Source organism: Novosphingobium sp. BL-52-GroH (assembly GCF_044813085.1).
Classification (GTDB): Bacteria; Pseudomonadota; Alphaproteobacteria; order Sphingomonadales; family Sphingomonadaceae; genus Novosphingobium.
Map to the genome: position 1 here is coordinate 3,302,077 of NZ_CP171152.1, position 13,609 is coordinate 3,315,685.

12 protein-coding genes are annotated in these 13,609 nt (G+C 67.9%); 9 read left to right on the top strand and 3 right to left on the bottom strand.

Going from position 1 to position 13,609, the window contains the following annotated elements:
- The first annotated feature begins 306 nt into the window (after positions 1-306).
- The 8 genes from rpsU (at position 307) to gatB (ending at position 6,096) form a co-directional block, all read left to right on the top strand.
- Complete coding sequence (gene rpsU / locus ACFFDA_RS28525) at positions 307-513, top strand: 30S ribosomal protein S21 (protein WP_043976268.1); 207 nt, start codon at positions 307-309, stop codon at positions 511-513.
- Between the two features lie 179 nt (positions 514-692).
- The gene (locus ACFFDA_RS28530) at positions 693-1,241 is read left to right on the top strand and encodes an FKBP-type peptidyl-prolyl cis-trans isomerase (protein WP_404480609.1); all 549 of its coding nucleotides are present in this window, start codon (positions 693-695) and stop codon (positions 1,239-1,241) included.
- An 8-nt stretch (positions 1,242-1,249) separates the two neighbouring features.
- Positions 1,250-1,735: an FKBP-type peptidyl-prolyl cis-trans isomerase gene (locus ACFFDA_RS28535; protein ID WP_404480610.1), complete on the top strand. Its 486-nt coding sequence runs from the start codon at positions 1,250-1,252 to the stop codon at positions 1,733-1,735.
- 206 nt (positions 1,736-1,941) lie between these two features.
- Positions 1,942-2,244 carry an Asp-tRNA(Asn)/Glu-tRNA(Gln) amidotransferase subunit GatC gene (gene gatC, locus ACFFDA_RS28540; protein ID WP_404480611.1) on the top strand — a complete coding sequence of 101 codons (303 nt, stop codon included), beginning with the start codon at positions 1,942-1,944 and terminating at the stop codon, positions 2,242-2,244.
- Positions 2,245-2,367: 123 nt separating this feature from the next.
- Positions 2,368-3,852, top strand: a complete 1,485-nt coding sequence (gene gatA / locus ACFFDA_RS28545; RefSeq protein ID WP_404480612.1) for an Asp-tRNA(Asn)/Glu-tRNA(Gln) amidotransferase subunit GatA — start codon at positions 2,368-2,370, stop codon at positions 3,850-3,852.
- A 36-nt stretch (positions 3,853-3,888) separates the two neighbouring features.
- Positions 3,889-4,194 carry an AbrB/MazE/SpoVT family DNA-binding domain-containing protein gene (locus tag ACFFDA_RS28550; RefSeq protein ID WP_404480613.1) on the top strand — a complete coding sequence of 102 codons (306 nt, stop codon included), beginning with the start codon at positions 3,889-3,891 and terminating at the stop codon, positions 4,192-4,194.
- Positions 4,191-4,601: a type II toxin-antitoxin system VapC family toxin gene (locus ACFFDA_RS28555; protein ID WP_404480614.1), complete on the top strand. Its 411-nt coding sequence runs from the start codon at positions 4,191-4,193 to the stop codon at positions 4,599-4,601. Before ACFFDA_RS28550 ends, ACFFDA_RS28555 begins: the two co-directional genes overlap by 4 nt.
- Positions 4,594-6,096, top strand: a complete 1,503-nt coding sequence (gene gatB, locus ACFFDA_RS28560) for an Asp-tRNA(Asn)/Glu-tRNA(Gln) amidotransferase subunit GatB (RefSeq protein ID WP_404480615.1) — start codon at positions 4,594-4,596, stop codon at positions 6,094-6,096. The genes ACFFDA_RS28555 and gatB overlap by 8 nt, the downstream gene beginning before the upstream one ends.
- A gap of 828 nt (positions 6,097-6,924) precedes the next feature.
- Here the strand turns inward: gatB and ACFFDA_RS28565 are convergent.
- The 3 genes from ACFFDA_RS28565 to ACFFDA_RS28575 all read right to left on the bottom strand — a co-directional run bounded on the left by ACFFDA_RS28565 (position 6,925) and on the right by ACFFDA_RS28575 (position 10,704).
- Entirely contained in the window at positions 6,925-7,227 is a 303-nt protein-coding gene (locus tag ACFFDA_RS28565) for a hypothetical protein (protein WP_404480616.1), read from the bottom strand.
- A gap of 2 nt (positions 7,228-7,229) precedes the next feature.
- Positions 7,230-10,151: a M16 family metallopeptidase gene (locus ACFFDA_RS28570; RefSeq protein WP_404480617.1), complete on the bottom strand. Its 2,922-nt coding sequence runs from the start codon at positions 10,149-10,151 to the stop codon at positions 7,230-7,232.
- Positions 10,152-10,248: 97 nt separating this feature from the next.
- Positions 10,249-10,704, bottom strand: a complete 456-nt coding sequence (locus tag ACFFDA_RS28575; RefSeq protein ID WP_404480618.1) for a nuclear transport factor 2 family protein — start codon at positions 10,702-10,704, stop codon at positions 10,249-10,251.
- A gap of 280 nt (positions 10,705-10,984) precedes the next feature.
- On the opposite strand from ACFFDA_RS28575, the gene clpB reads away from it, so the two are divergent.
- Entirely contained in the window at positions 10,985-13,564 is a 2,580-nt protein-coding gene (clpB, locus tag ACFFDA_RS28580; protein ID WP_404480619.1) for an ATP-dependent chaperone ClpB, read from the top strand.
- Positions 13,565-13,609: the final 45 nt, after the last annotated feature.

Here is a 13,609-nt window from a genome sequence, read left to right on the forward strand (position 1 = left end):
CCTTAGACGCGAATCGGCGAATTTCCAAACGGAGTGGCCAGCCGATACTCGAAGCACGCGAAGTTTCCTGCACGGCGGCCATATGCGTGCTATGGCCCGGCTGCGGTGGATCGGCTTTTCCGCGCCTGCCGGAGAACAATCGGGCGTTTGCCCTTGTCTTCAAGGCGTCACTTTGGTAACGGGCCCGCCATTCGAGCTGCTTTCGTGCCGGAAGCGGCCTTGTTTTGGCTCTAGTGGATTCGCGGCCTGCCTCGCCATATGGCGCTGGGGCGGGCCTCGTTCTTATTTTGTGAGGTGTGTCGGTTTATGCAAATTCTCGTTCGCGACAACAACGTCGATCAGGCTCTTCGTGCACTCAAGAAGAAGCTGCAGCGTGAAGGCGTGTACCGCGAGATGAAGCTGCGCCGTCACTTCGAGAAGCCGTCCGAGAAGCGCGCCCGTGAAAAGGCCGCCGCCGTGCGCCGCGCCCGCAAGCTGGAGCGCAAGCGCATGGAGCGCGACGGCGCCAAGTAAGCGTGCTTTCCTGCGCCCTGGCGCAGGGCACCTCGAAATCACGGCCAAGTTAAATACTTGATGGCGGCTTGAACGCCGCGCCGGGTTGAGCCATGAGGGCGCGGAATTTCCTTTCCGCGCCCTTTGTGCATGCGCCTTTCGGGCACGAATCCACTTTGTCGAATACGAGGCCATAGACGATGACAGAGATCACCCGCGTTGCCCTGCAGCCGATCGCCAAGGGCGCCGTCACCAAGATCTGGCTCGGCGTCGCCGCCATCGCTCTGGCCGCGGGCGGCGTCGCCTATGCCGCGCTGCCGCCGACGCCGACGGTCAAGACCCTGACCGCGGGCTCGGGCGATTCGCCGACGCTGGAAGACGTGGTGCTCATCAGCTACAAGGGCATGCTCGCCAACGGCACCGTCTTCGACGAGAACAAGAGCTTCCCGAACCGCGTCACCGATTTCGTGCCCGGCTTCACCAAGGCGCTGCTCAAGATGCAGCGCGGCGGCAAGTACGAAGTCGAGATCCCGGCACAGCTCGCCTACGGCGCCACGCCGCCTCCGGGCTCGCCGATCCCCGCCAATGCCGACCTCAAGTTCGAGGTCGAACTGCTCGACTACAAGAGCCTTGCCGAGATCCAGCAGCAGCAGCGCATCATGCAGCAGCTCCAGCAGATGCAGCAGCAGGGCGCGCCCGGCGCAGTCCCCGGCGCTCCCGGCGCCGCACCGGCTCCGGTCCAGCCCTGATCGCTGCGATGACGCTTCGTCGTGCCGGCCGGTCCGCGGTCGCTTCGCTGGCCGCCGCGGGTCTTGCGGCAACGATGTCGCCCGGCGCCGCGTTCGCGCAGGCACCGGCGGCCGCTCCCGCAGCCCCGCAAGTCCGCGTCGAGGCGCTGAAGGCGGGCACCGGGGACAAGCCGCCGGCGCATTCCTACGTGCTCATCAACTACAAGGGCATGCTCCAGGACGGCACCGTCTTCGATCAGGCCCAGCAGATGCCGATGCCGCTCGACGAGGTCGTGCCGGGCTTCGCGCAAGGCCTCGTCCAGATGCAGCGCGGCGGTCGCTACAAGCTGACCATCCCGCCGGAACTGGGCTATGGCGCGCAGGCCTCCGGGCCGATCCCGGCGAATTCCACGCTGGTCTTCGAGATCGACCTGCTCGATTTCAAGACCGCCGAGGAGATCGCGGCGATGACGGCGCAGATGCAGGCGCAAGGCGCAGCCCAACCGGCACAGTGATCCCGCCGTCCCGGGCCTGGCCCGGGACCGTGGGGTACTCTCGCGGCGACTGCTCGCCATGGGCGCGCCTCGGCCCAAGGTCCCGGGTCGAGCCCGGGGCGAGGAATTTTTCGGGCGCACCCGCGCTTGAAGCCGGGCGGCCCCGATGCTAGCTGCCGCGCTTCGATTGTAGCCCGCTTTGCGGGCCCAAACCGTGAAGGAAAGCCATGTCGGTCGATACCGCAACCGTGGCGAAGATCGCCAGCCTCGCGCGCATCAAGGTGAGCGAGCAGGAACTCGAGGCGATGGTGCCCGAGCTGAACGGCATTCTCGCCTGGGTGGAGCAACTCGGCGAAGTCGACGTCACCGGCGTCGAGCCGATGACCGCCGTCATCCCCAACAGCCTGCGCCTGCGCGACGACGTGATCGATGCCGACCCGCTGACCGGCGGCAACCGGCGCGACGCGGTGCTGGCCAATGCGCCGGCCGCCGAACACGGCTTCTTCGGCGTGCCCAAGGTCATCGAGTGAGGCCCTTGGGCCTCTTCGCGAACCTGTATTCCGTCGTCTCCGCAAAGGCGGGGACCCCGCTTCCTTCCTGCTCCGAGGCGACCGGCGAAAATCTCGCCCGCACCGGGGCAACGGGTGAAAACAATGACTGACATCACCGATCTTGGCGTCGCCGCCATCCGCGACGGCGTCGCCGCCGGCACCTTCTCCGCCGTCGAAGTGGCCGAGGCGTTCAACGCCAACGTCGCCGCCGCGCAGGACGCGCTGAACGCCTTCATCGTCGCCACTCCCGAAAAGGCGGTCGACGCCGCGAAGGCCGTCGACGCCGCGCGCGCCGCCGGCGAAGCGCTCGGGCCGCTGGCCGGCGTGCCGATCGGCATGAAGGACCTGTTCGCCACGCAGGGCGTGCAGACGACGGCGGCCAGCCACATCCTCGAAGGCTTCGTGCCGCAGTACGAATCGACCGTGTCGCGCAAGCTGTGGGAAGCGGGCGCGGGCATGCTCGGCAAGCTCAACCTCGACCAGTTCGCGATGGGTTCCTCGAACGAGAGCAGCTATTTCGGCAACGTGGTCTCGCCGTGGCAGCGCCCCGGCAGCAACGCGCGGCTCACCCCCGGCGGTTCCTCGGGCGGTTCCTCGGCGGCGATCGCGGCGCGTCTCGCGCCCGCTGCGACCGGCACCGACACCGGCGGCTCGATCCGCCAGCCCGCCGCCTACACCGGCACCGTGGGTATCAAGCCGACGTACGGGCGCTGCTCGCGCTGGGGCGTGGTGGCCTATGCCAGTTCGCTCGACCAGGCCGGGGCGATGGCGCGCGACGTGACCGACAGCGCGATCCTGCTCGAAGCCATGGCCGGCTTCGATCCCAAGGATTCGACCAGCCTCGACCTCGCCGTTCCGGCCTGGGCCGCCAGCCTTTCGGGCGACCTCAAGGGCAAGAAGGTCGGCATCCCGCGCGAATACCGCGTCGACGGCATGCCCGCCGAGATCGACGCGATCTGGGAGCAGGGCATCGCCTGGCTCAAGGACGCCGGCGCCGAAGTGGTGGAAGTCTCGCTGCCGCATACCAAGTACGCGCTGCCGACCTACTACATCATCGCCCCGGCCGAGGCGTCCTCGAACCTCGCGCGCTACGACGGCGTGCGCTACGGCCTGCGCGACCTTCCCGATGGCGCGGGCCTTCAGGACATGTACGCCGCCACCCGCGCCGCCGGTTTCGGCGACGAGGTCAAGCGCCGCATCCTGATCGGTACGTACGTGCTCTCGGCCGGCTTCTACGACGCCTACTACACCCAGGCCCAGAAGGTCCGCACCCTGATCGCGCAGGACTTTGCCAAGGCCTTCGAGCAGGTCGACGTCCTGCTGACCCCCACTGCGCCGAGCGCCGCCTTCGCGCTGGGCGAGAACGTGGACGATCCGCTGGCGATGTACCTCAACGACGTGTTCACCGTGCCCGCCTCGCTGGCCGGCCTGCCCGCCATGTCGGTGCCGGCCGGGCTCGACGCGCAAGGACTTCCGCTGGGCCTCCAGATCATCGGCCGCCCGCTCGACGAGCAGGGCGTGCTCGACGCGGGGCTCGCGATCGAGGCGCGCGCCGCCTTCACGGCGCGGCCGGGGAAGTGGTGGTGATTGACGGTATTACCCGCGTCAGGTAATACTTTTGACATGAAGCACGAGAACAATCTCACCAGCAAGGGTCAGGTCACGGTGCCCAAGGACATCCGCGATGCCCTTGGGTTGCTGCCCGGCCGCCCGGTGCGTTTCGAGATCGATGCGGACGGCAACGCGCGCATTTTCAAGGCTGACGATGCCGCCGAGGTGGAACGTCGCAAAGCCGATTTCCAAGCGCGCATGAAGAAGGCTCAGGCCATCTTCAGGGCGAGCGACACGATGCCCGGCGTCACGACCGACGATTACATGGACATGATCCGTGAACCGCTGCAACCGTTCGAGGTTATTGCGAAGACGTGATCCTCGTCGACAGCAACATTCTGATCGACGCGATCGAGCCGGGTGCCGCGTACCACGACTGGTCGCACGAACAGTTGGGCCGGGCTATCGGCGAAGGCGCTTTCATCGACCCGATCGTGGTCGGCGAAATCAGCCCGCGCTTTTCCGCTTTCGCCGATCTTGCGGCGGTGCTCGAAGCCCTGGCGTTACCGATCAAGGACCTGACGCTGGAAGTTTCATGGCGCGCCGGTCGTGCCCACCTTGAGTGGCTTCGCAATGGCGGGCGGCGCGGCTCGCTGCTTCCAGATCTTCTGATCGGTGCGCATGCGGTGGTCGAAAATGCTCGCATTCTCACCCGTGACCCGCGCCGATTTCGTACCTATTTTCCCGAACTAGACCTCATTCTGCCGGAACAGACCGATGACTGAATCCACCTATCGCATCCAGGGCGCCACCGGAGACTGGGAGGTCGTGATCGGCCTCGAGGTCCACGCGCAGGTCACCTCCAATTCCAAGCTGTTCTCCGGCTCGGCCACGGCCTTCGGGGCGGAGCCGAACAGCCAGGTGTCGCTGATCGACGCGGCGATGCCGGGGATGCTGCCCGTGCTCAACGGCGAGTGCATCCGCCAGGCGGTGCGCACCGGCATGGCGATCGACGCGCAGATCAACACCTGGTCGCGCTTCGATCGCAAGAACTACTTCTACGCCGATCTGCCCCAGGGCTACCAGATCAGCCAGCTCTACCACCCGCTGGTGGGCGAGGGGTCGCTGACGATCGAGGCGGACGAGAAGGCCGGTATTCCCGCGGCCAAGGTCATCGGTGTCGAACGCATCCACGTCGAGCAGGACGCGGGCAAGCTGATGCACGACCAGCATCCGACGATGTCCTACGTCGATCTCAACCGCTCGGGCGTGGCGCTGATGGAGATCGTCAGCCGTCCCGACATGAACAGCCCGGCCGAGGCCGGCGCCTACCTGTCGAAGCTGCGCACGATCCTGCGCTACGTCGGCTCGTGCGACGGCAACATGGACCAGGGCTCGATGCGCGCCGACGTCAACGTCTCGGTGCGCCGCCCCGGTGAGGAACTCGGCACCCGTACCGAGACCAAGAACGTCAACTCCGTGCGCTTCGTCATGCAGGCGATCGAGCACGAGGCGAACCGCCAGGTCGACGTGATCGAGGGCGGCGGCAAGATCGTCCAGGAAACCCGCCTGTTCGATCCGAACACCGGCTCGACGCGCTCGATGCGCTCGAAGGAAGACGCGCACGATTATCGCTACTTCCCCGACCCGGACCTGCTGCCGCTGGTGCTGGAGGATGCTTTCCTCGCCGATTGCCGCGCCTCGCTGCCCGAACTGCCCGACGCCAAGCGCGCGCGCTACGAAGGCGAACTGGGCCTGTCGCCCTACAACGCCGCGGTGCTGACCGCCGACGTCGACACGTTCCGGTGGTTCGAGGCGCTGCTGGCCGAAACCGCGCTGGCACAGGGCAAGCAGCCCGCCGAAGTCGCCAAGCAGGCGGCCAACTGGCTGATCTCCGAGCTGTTCGGGGCGCTCAACAAGCTGGGCAAGTCGCTCGACCAGTCGCCTGTCAGTCACGAGCAGGCGGCGGAACTGCTGGGTCTGGTCGGCAAGGGCACGATCTCGGGCTCGATCGCCAAGCAGGTCCTGGAGATCATGCTGGAGACCGGCGACGGCGCCACCGCCATCGTCGAGCGCGAAGGCCTCAAGCAGGAAAGCGACACCGGCGCCATCGAGGCCAAGGTGGACGAGATTCTCGCCGCCAACGGCGACAAGGTGGCCCAGTATCGCGACGGCAAGGTCGCCCTGTTCGGCTTCTTCGTCGGCCAGACGATGAAGGCGATGCAGGGCAAGGCCAACCCCGGCGTGGTCAATGAAATCCTGAAGGCCAAGCTGGGCTGAGCCACTTCGCGTAAAGCCTCGACCGCAAGGCGAGGGCTTTACGTCGACGCACGTTCGTCTTCGCGAGCCGGGCGAAGCAACCCGGGGCAGCGTGTCCGCCCCCGGGTTGCTTCGCCGCGCTCGCAAGGATGCCCCGGCGAGAAGCATCGCCTGCCGCCGGCCGGAACGACGCCGTCTCGCCAGCTTCGCAGGCCCTGAGGCGAGGTTATGCAGGCTGGGGATGCCCGCGCAGCATATGGCGCCGCGCCTTGTTGCACCTGCGTAACACAAGCCGCGCGTTAACGATTATCGGTGGCCCAATTCGGCGCTCCCGCAACAATCTGCTTGTCTTCGGCGAAGTCGATGTTATCGATGGCGCGTGAGGGCCGGGGGGGTCTTTCCTACAATTTCGCGAGCCGGGGCAACATGCCCGGCTTTGCCGTGCGGGCTCACCTGGGGGGGTGAGGGGGTCCGGCACTGCGCCCCACTGGAGCGCGCGGTGCCGGGCTTTCGCCGCAAACGTTGGAAAGCACCTTCGTTGGCGACGCCTGCTTATCGACGCGGGCTGCCGGAATCCGGAACCCGTTCGGCATCCTCGCTTGGGGCATCCTCGCTTAGGGCATCCTCGCTTGGGGCATCATCCGATCGGAGCGCGTCGGCGTTGGCCGGGCGCGTGTCGTCGCTTGCGATTCAACGGACAGTCAGCGCGCGTGCAGGTGCGAACCGCGGGAGACTTGGTGTCCGGTCGGGACCTGTCGTTTCTGGTCGTGCTGCACCGGCCCACGCGGGTGGGGCAGGGGGCCGGGTGCAGGACTGAAAGTGGTATCCGGCTAATCTCGAACCAGGCTCTTACGCCCGCCGCGTCCCGGTCAGTTCCATCGAACCGAACATCCCCGCCTTGACCTGCCCCGTGATCGCATCGCCTTCGACGGTGGCGGTGCAGTCGAGGTCCATCGGCATCGGCACGGTCATCTTCATCGACCAGGCCAGCGTCTGCCCGCTGATGCGGCCGTCGGTGATGTCCATGCTGCCGAGGTCGCCGGAGATGTGCCCGGTGAAGCCGGTTCCCCCGTCGGGGACGATCGTGAGCACGCCCTTCTGCCTGCCGAGCGGGGTATTGGTCACGCAGTCGTAAGTGCCTGCAATCGACATGCCTATTCTCCTTGTCCCTCGCTCTCGTCCCCGGCGGGCGCCGCGCGCACCTCGACCGGCAGGCCCAGGCCCTGGAGCTGCGGTTCCACGACCTTGCGGTCTCCCACGATAACCCACGTCAGGTCGGTCGGCTGCAGATACTGCCCGGCGGCGGCGCCGATGCGCCGGGCATCGATCGCGCGGTAGGTGGCGGCGAGGCGTACGTAATAGTCCTCGGGCCGACCCAGGCGATCGTTCTTGGCGATCGCGGCCAGCACGTCGCCGTTGGTCTCGAACTGGTTGGGCAACCCGCGGATCGCGCCTTCGGTCACGCGCTGGTATTCCACCGAAGAGACCGGCTGCCGGGCCGGGAACGCGGCCATGTCCTTGATGACGGCGCGAATCGAATCGCCGGTGCGATCGGCCTGGACCGGCGCCATGACCTGCAGGGCGCGCGGGCCGACCGACTGGGTTATGCCCGTATAGACGCCGTAGCTCCAGCCCTTGTCCTCGCGGATGTCGGCGTTGAGGCGCGAAAGGAAGCCGTTGCCGACGACGTCGTTGGCCAGCGTCAGCGCTTCCTCGCCCTGCGTGCGCCCCGTCAGCGGCAGCACGCGCCCGGCGAGGATCACCGACTGCGGCGAATTGGGCCGGTCGATCAGGACGATGCGCGAGGCCGGCGCGGGCGTCCGGGTCTCGAGCGTCTTGGTCGGTCGGGGGGCGGCAGGCACTTTCCAGCCGCCGAACGCCTTTTCCAGCATCGGCTTGAGTTCGGCCATCGTCACGTCGCCGACGACGGTGATGCGCGCCAGATCCGGACGCAGCCACTTGGCATGGGCCGCGCTCAGCGCCGCCGGGGTGAGGGCCTCGAGCGACAGCTTGGTTCCGAGGCCGTCGCTGGCTTGCGCATAAGGATGGCTGCCGAAGAGTTCCCCGCTCAGGGTGCGGGCGGCGAGCGCGCCGGGCGTCGATTCGACTTGCGAGAGTTCCGCCAGCGCCTGTCCGCGGGCGCGCTCGAAGTCGGCTTGCGCGAAGGCGGGGTGCAGCAGCAGGTCTGCGGTGAGCGCCAGCGAGGGCGCGAGGTTGGCGCTCAGCGCGCTCAGCGTGATGCTGCTGGTGTCGAGCGTGGCGCCGGTGCCGATCGAGGCGCCCAGCCGTTCCTGCTCCTCCGCGATCTGCGTGGCGTTGCGGGTCCTGGTGCCTTCCTCCAGCATGCCGAGCATGAGCCCCTGCGTGCCGGGCGTATCGAGCGCATCGGCGGCGTAGCCTGCGTCGAAGTCGATCGAGAGGACCAGCTTGGGCACGGCGGTGCGGCGCGCGAGTGCCACCGGGATGCCGTTCGACAGGGTAGTGCGCTCGATCTTCGGGAACGCCAGTTCGCCCACCGGAGCGACCGGCGGCGCGGTGCGTTTGGGCGCCGGGGCGAGCTTTGCCGCCTTGGCGCGGGCGTCGGCCGAGACCGGCGGCTCGCTCTTCTCGTCACCCCAGCCGCCCATGGCATTGCCGTTGTCGGTGCGGGTACCCGGGACGATCGCCAGCTTGTAGACCGGGCGGCCGAGCCACTTCTGCATGGCGGTGCGCACCGCGTCGGGAGTCAGCGCGGCGATCGCCCGCAGGTCGGCCTTGTACTTGGCCGGATCGCCCGAATAGACCTGCCCCTCGGCCAGGGTCGCGCCCTTGCCGGAGAAGCCGCCCACTTCCTCGAGGCCGCCGATCTCGCCGGACAGGGTGCTGACGACGGCACGGCGCAGTTCGTCCTCGCTGGGGCCCTTCGCGACGAAATCGGCGATCACCTTGTCGAACGCGGCTTCGGCGGCGGCGCGCTCGACACCGGGCTTCACGTCCATCTGCGCTTCCAGCACGCTGACCTGCTCGTAAGCCTGCGCCGAGGCGCTGGCCGAGACGGCCTGCTGCGATCCGCGCACCAGCGCATTGTCGAGCCGCGAGCTGGAGAGGCCGCCCAGGATGTGCATGCCGATGCGCAACGCCGGCGCGTCGGCGTCGTTGAGGCCGGGCCCGCTCCATTCGCGGGAGAGGCGCAGCACCGGCACCTGGTCGGTCATGTCGCGCGAGACGGGGGCGGGCAGGGTGACGGGGCCCGCCGCGACGGGGGCCACCGCGGGCCCCTTGGGGATGGCGCCGAACCACTTCTCGACTTTCGGGCGCGCGGTCGCCGCGTCGATGTCACCGGACAGGACCAGCACCACGTTGTTGGGACCGTAGTGGTCGGCGAACCACTTGCGTACGTCGCCCAGGCTGGCGGCGTCGAGATCGCCCATCGAGCCGATGGTGGAGTGGCGGTAAGGATGGCCGACCGGGAACAGCCCTTCGGCGACCGCGTATTCGGCAAGGCCGTAAGGCTGGTTGTCGCCCTGGCGCTTTTCGTTCTGGACGACGCCCCGCTGCTTGTCGAGCTTGTCCTGGGTGACTGCGGGCAGCAGCGCGCCCATGCGGTCGCTCTCCATGAACAGCGCGAGGTCGAGCGCGCCGGTTGGCACCGTCTCGACGTAGTTGGTGCGGTCGTACCAGGTCGACCCGTTGGTGGGCGTGGAGCCGGCGCCTTCGAGCGGGATGTCGAAGTTGGGCACGTTGGACGAGCCGCCGAAGAACAGGTGCTCGTACAAGTGCGCGAAGCCGGTGCGTCCGCGCGGCTCGTTCTTGGAGCCGACCTTGTAGTAGAGCGTGACCGCCACGATCGGTGCCTTGCGGTCGGTGTGGACGATCGTGGTCAGGCCGTTGGGCAGCTCGAACTTGTCGAACGGGATGTCGACGCGCGCGATCAGGTCCTGCGGGGAAGCGGCGGGCGGAGCGGCGGCGGGCGCCGAGGAGGGCATGGGCCCGGCCTCGGCGACCGGGGCGCTCGAAGGCGCGGTGGTCGTCGCGCAGGCGGAGAGGGCAAGGGCGGCGGCGAGAGCGGTCAGGCTCGACAGGGGGGTGGGTCGCATGGGCGGAGGTTAGCAGCTTGTTCGCCGGGAGCCAGCCTGCCCGTGCATGCGGTGGAGGATATTCGCAGTGTCCCGTTGGTGTCGCGCGAAGGGGGCTCTACCCGCGCTTGAAGATCTGCCCCGAATCGAACAGCGTGATCCGCCATTCGCCATCCGCATCGCGCCGGCATTCCATCTTCACGTCGGCCACCGCGAGCGGATCGCAGTAGGTGTCGAAAGGCCCGTCGCCGAGCGCTGCGAAGAACACCAGCAGGTAGCCGACCCTGGCGTGGTCGTGGTCGTCGAAGGCCACGCGCAGCGAAGTGATGATGTGGCGCATGGTCATGAGGCCCGCGCCCGCGCGCATCGTCTCGGCGCGGCCCCGGTAGAACGCCTCGACCGCCTCCAGCCCTTCGCGCCACTGGCCGCCGACGTTGTAGCGTACGTCGCGGGCCAGGCAGTCCGCCGCGCGCATCGACAGGCCGTTGTGGATGTCCAGCTCGTCGCCCCACTCGTAGACGACCTGCTTGATCGCAAGGACGTCCGCCGCCTGCTGGGGAGTGAATTTCGCCACGATCTATGCCTCTTCCCGTTGGTTCTGGACGGCAGGCTAGGCCAGGGATCGCGCGGGCGCCAAGGCTTGATCGACGGGCGCGTCCATTACCGCCCCGACGAAGCCTCTGGCAATTCGCCGCCGTGCACCCATCTTTTGCGATGGTTCGCACCGGGGCCGTTGGTTGAGGTGGATCAAGGCGCTCGGGCGCTGTGCGTGCCATGAAAAATATCGAGCAGCAAGGCTCTTGTGTTGCACATCTGCAACACCATATCGACGGGGTCAGGAGGCAACAGTACCCATGAATCTCGAAAAGTTCACAGACCGCGCGAAGGGATTCCTGCAGGCCGCGCAGACCGTCGCGATCCGCATGAACCACCAGCGCATCAGCCCGGAGCATGTGCTCAAGGCCCTGCTCGACGATCCCGAAGGCATGGCCGCCGGGCTCATCAAGCGTGCCGGCGGCAATCCGGTCTTCGCGACGCAGGAACTCGACAAGGCGCTGGCCCGCGTGCCGGTCGTCTCGGGCAGCGGCGCCGCAGGGGCACCGGGGCTCGACAACGATGCCGTGCGCGTGCTCGACGCGGCGGAGCAGGCGGCGACCAAGTCGGGCGACAGCTTCGTCACCGTCGAGCGGCTGCTGCTGGGCCTCGCGCTCGCCACGACGACTCCGGCGGGCCAGGCGCTCAAGGCCGCCAACGTCACGGCGCCGTCGCTGGAGGCTGCCATCACCGAACTGCGCGGCGGCCGCACCGCCGACAGCGCGGGCGCGGAAAACGCCTACGACGCGATGAAGAAGTACGCCCGCGACCTCACCGAAGTGGCGCGCGAGGGCAAGCTCGATCCGGTCATCGGCCGCGACGAGGAAATCCGCCGCACCATCCAGATCCTCGCCCGGCGCACCAAGAACAATCCGGTGCTGATCGGCGATCCCGGCGTCGGCAAGACCGCGATCGCGGAAGGCCTCGCGCTACGCATCGCCAATGGCGACGTGCCCGACAGTCTCAAGGACCGCAGCCTGATGTCGCTCGACATGGGCGCGCTGATCGCGGGCGCCAAGTATCGCGGCGAGTTCGAGGAGCGGCTGAAGGCCGTGCTCGACGAGGTGAAGGGCGCGGACGGCCAGATCATCCTGTTCATCGACGAGATGCACACGCTGATCGGCGCGGGCGCGTCGGAAGGCTCGATGGATGCCGGCAACCTGCTCAAGCCCGCCCTCGCGCGCGGCGAACTGCACTGCATCGGCGCGACCACGCTGGATGAATACCAGAAGTACGTCGAGAAGGACGCCGCCTTGCAGCGCCGCTTCCAGCCCGTCTTCGTGGGCGAGCCGACGGTCGAGGACACCATCTCGATCCTGCGCGGGCTCAAGGAGAAGTACGAGCTGCACCACGGCGTGCGGATCACCGATGCCGCGATCGTGGCGGCGGCGACGCTGTCCAACCGCTACATCACCAACCGCTTCCTGCCCGACAAGGCGATCGACCTCATGGACGAGGCCGCCAGCCGCATCCGCATGGAAGTGGAGTCCAAGCCCGAGGAGATCGAGAAGCTGGATCGCCGCATCATCCAGCTCAAGATCGAGGAGATGGCGCTCGGCAAGGAGACCGACGAGGCCTCGCGCGATCGCCTCGCGACGTTGCGCGGAGAACTGGGCAACCTCGAACAGCAGTCCAGCGAGCTGACCACGCGCTGGCAGAACGAGCGCGACAAGATCGCCGCCGAGGGCAAGCTCAAGGAACAGCTCGACGCCGCGCGCATCGAGCTGGAGCAGGCGCAGCGCGCGGGTGACCTCGCGCGGGCGGGCGAGCTGTCCTACGGCACGATCCCGGCGCTGGAGAAGCAGCTGGTCGAGGCGCAGGCCTCCGCCGGCAACGCCTTGCTGCGCGAGGAAGTGACCGAGGACGACATCGCCGGCGTCGTCAGCCGCTGGACCGGGGTGCCGGTCGACCGCATGCTGCAGGGCGAGCGCGAGAAGCTGCTCCGGATGGAGGAGGCGATCGGCGCGCGCGTCATCGGCCAGAAGGATGCGGTCAGTGCCGTGTCCAAGGCGGTGCGCCGCGCGCGCGCGGGCCTCCAGGACCCGAACCGGCCGCTCGGCTCGTTCCTGTTCCTGGGCCCCACGGGCGTCGGCAAGACCGAACTGACCAAGGCGCTCGCCGGCTTCCTGTTCGACGACGACACCGCGATGGTGCGCATCGACATGTCCGAGTTCATGGAGAAGCACGCGGTCTCGCGCCTGATCGGCGCGCCTCCGGGCTACGTGGGCTACGACGAGGGCGGCGTGCTGACCGAGGCGGTGCGGCGCCGGCCCTACCAGGTCGTGCTGTTCGACGAAGTCGAGAAGGCGCATCCCGACGTCTTCAACGTGCTCCTCCAGGTGCTCGACGACGGGCGGCTGACCGACGGGCAGGGGCGGCTGGTGGACTTCACCAATACGCTCATCATCCTGACTTCGAACCTGGGCAGCCAGTACCTGACCCAGTTGGACGAAGGCCAGGACGTCGACGTGGTCGAGCCGCAGGTGATGGAAGTGGTGCGGGGGCATTTCCGGCCCGAGTTCCTCAACCGTCTCGACGAGATCGTGCTGTTCCACCGCCTCGGCCAGGAGCACATGGCGCCTATCGTCGATATCCAGGTGGCACGGGTGCAGAAGCTGCTGAAGGACCGCAAGATCGTCCTCGACCTGACCGACGCCGCCAAGCGCTGGCTCGGCCGGGTGGGCTACGATCCGGTCTACGGCGCCCGCCCGCTCAAGCGCGCGGTGCAGAGGTATCTGCAGGACCCGCTGGCCGAGAAGCTGCTGGCAGGCGAAGTGCCCGACGGCTCGCACGTCCTCATCGAGGACGGCGACGGGGCGCTGGCGATCAGCGTGAACTGAGCCGCAAGCGAAACGGGCCGGGAAGCTTTGCTTCCCGGCCCGAAT

Excerpts from the sequence above, each read along its gene's own strand:
- rpsU (WP_043976268.1), top strand. The coding sequence starts at position 307 with ATGCAAATTCTCGTTCGCGACAACAACGTCGATCAGGCTCTTCGTGCA.
- ACFFDA_RS28530 (WP_404480609.1), top strand. The coding sequence starts at position 693 with ATGACAGAGATCACCCGCGTTGCCCTGCAGCCGATCGCCAAGGGCGCC.
- ACFFDA_RS28535 (WP_404480610.1), top strand. The coding sequence starts at position 1,250 with ATGACGCTTCGTCGTGCCGGCCGGTCCGCGGTCGCTTCGCTGGCCGCC.
- gatC (WP_404480611.1), top strand. The coding sequence starts at position 1,942 with ATGTCGGTCGATACCGCAACCGTGGCGAAGATCGCCAGCCTCGCGCGC.
- gatA (WP_404480612.1), top strand. The coding sequence starts at position 2,368 with ATGACTGACATCACCGATCTTGGCGTCGCCGCCATCCGCGACGGCGTC.
- ACFFDA_RS28550 (WP_404480613.1), top strand. The coding sequence starts at position 3,889 with ATGAAGCACGAGAACAATCTCACCAGCAAGGGTCAGGTCACGGTGCCC.
- gatB (WP_404480615.1), top strand. The coding sequence starts at position 4,594 with ATGACTGAATCCACCTATCGCATCCAGGGCGCCACCGGAGACTGGGAG.
- ACFFDA_RS28565 (WP_404480616.1), bottom strand. The coding sequence starts at position 7,227 with ATGTCGATTGCAGGCACTTACGACTGCGTGACCAATACCCCGCTCGGC.
- ACFFDA_RS28570 (WP_404480617.1), bottom strand. The coding sequence starts at position 10,151 with ATGCGACCCACCCCCCTGTCGAGCCTGACCGCTCTCGCCGCCGCCCTT.
- clpB (WP_404480619.1), top strand. The coding sequence starts at position 10,985 with ATGAATCTCGAAAAGTTCACAGACCGCGCGAAGGGATTCCTGCAGGCC.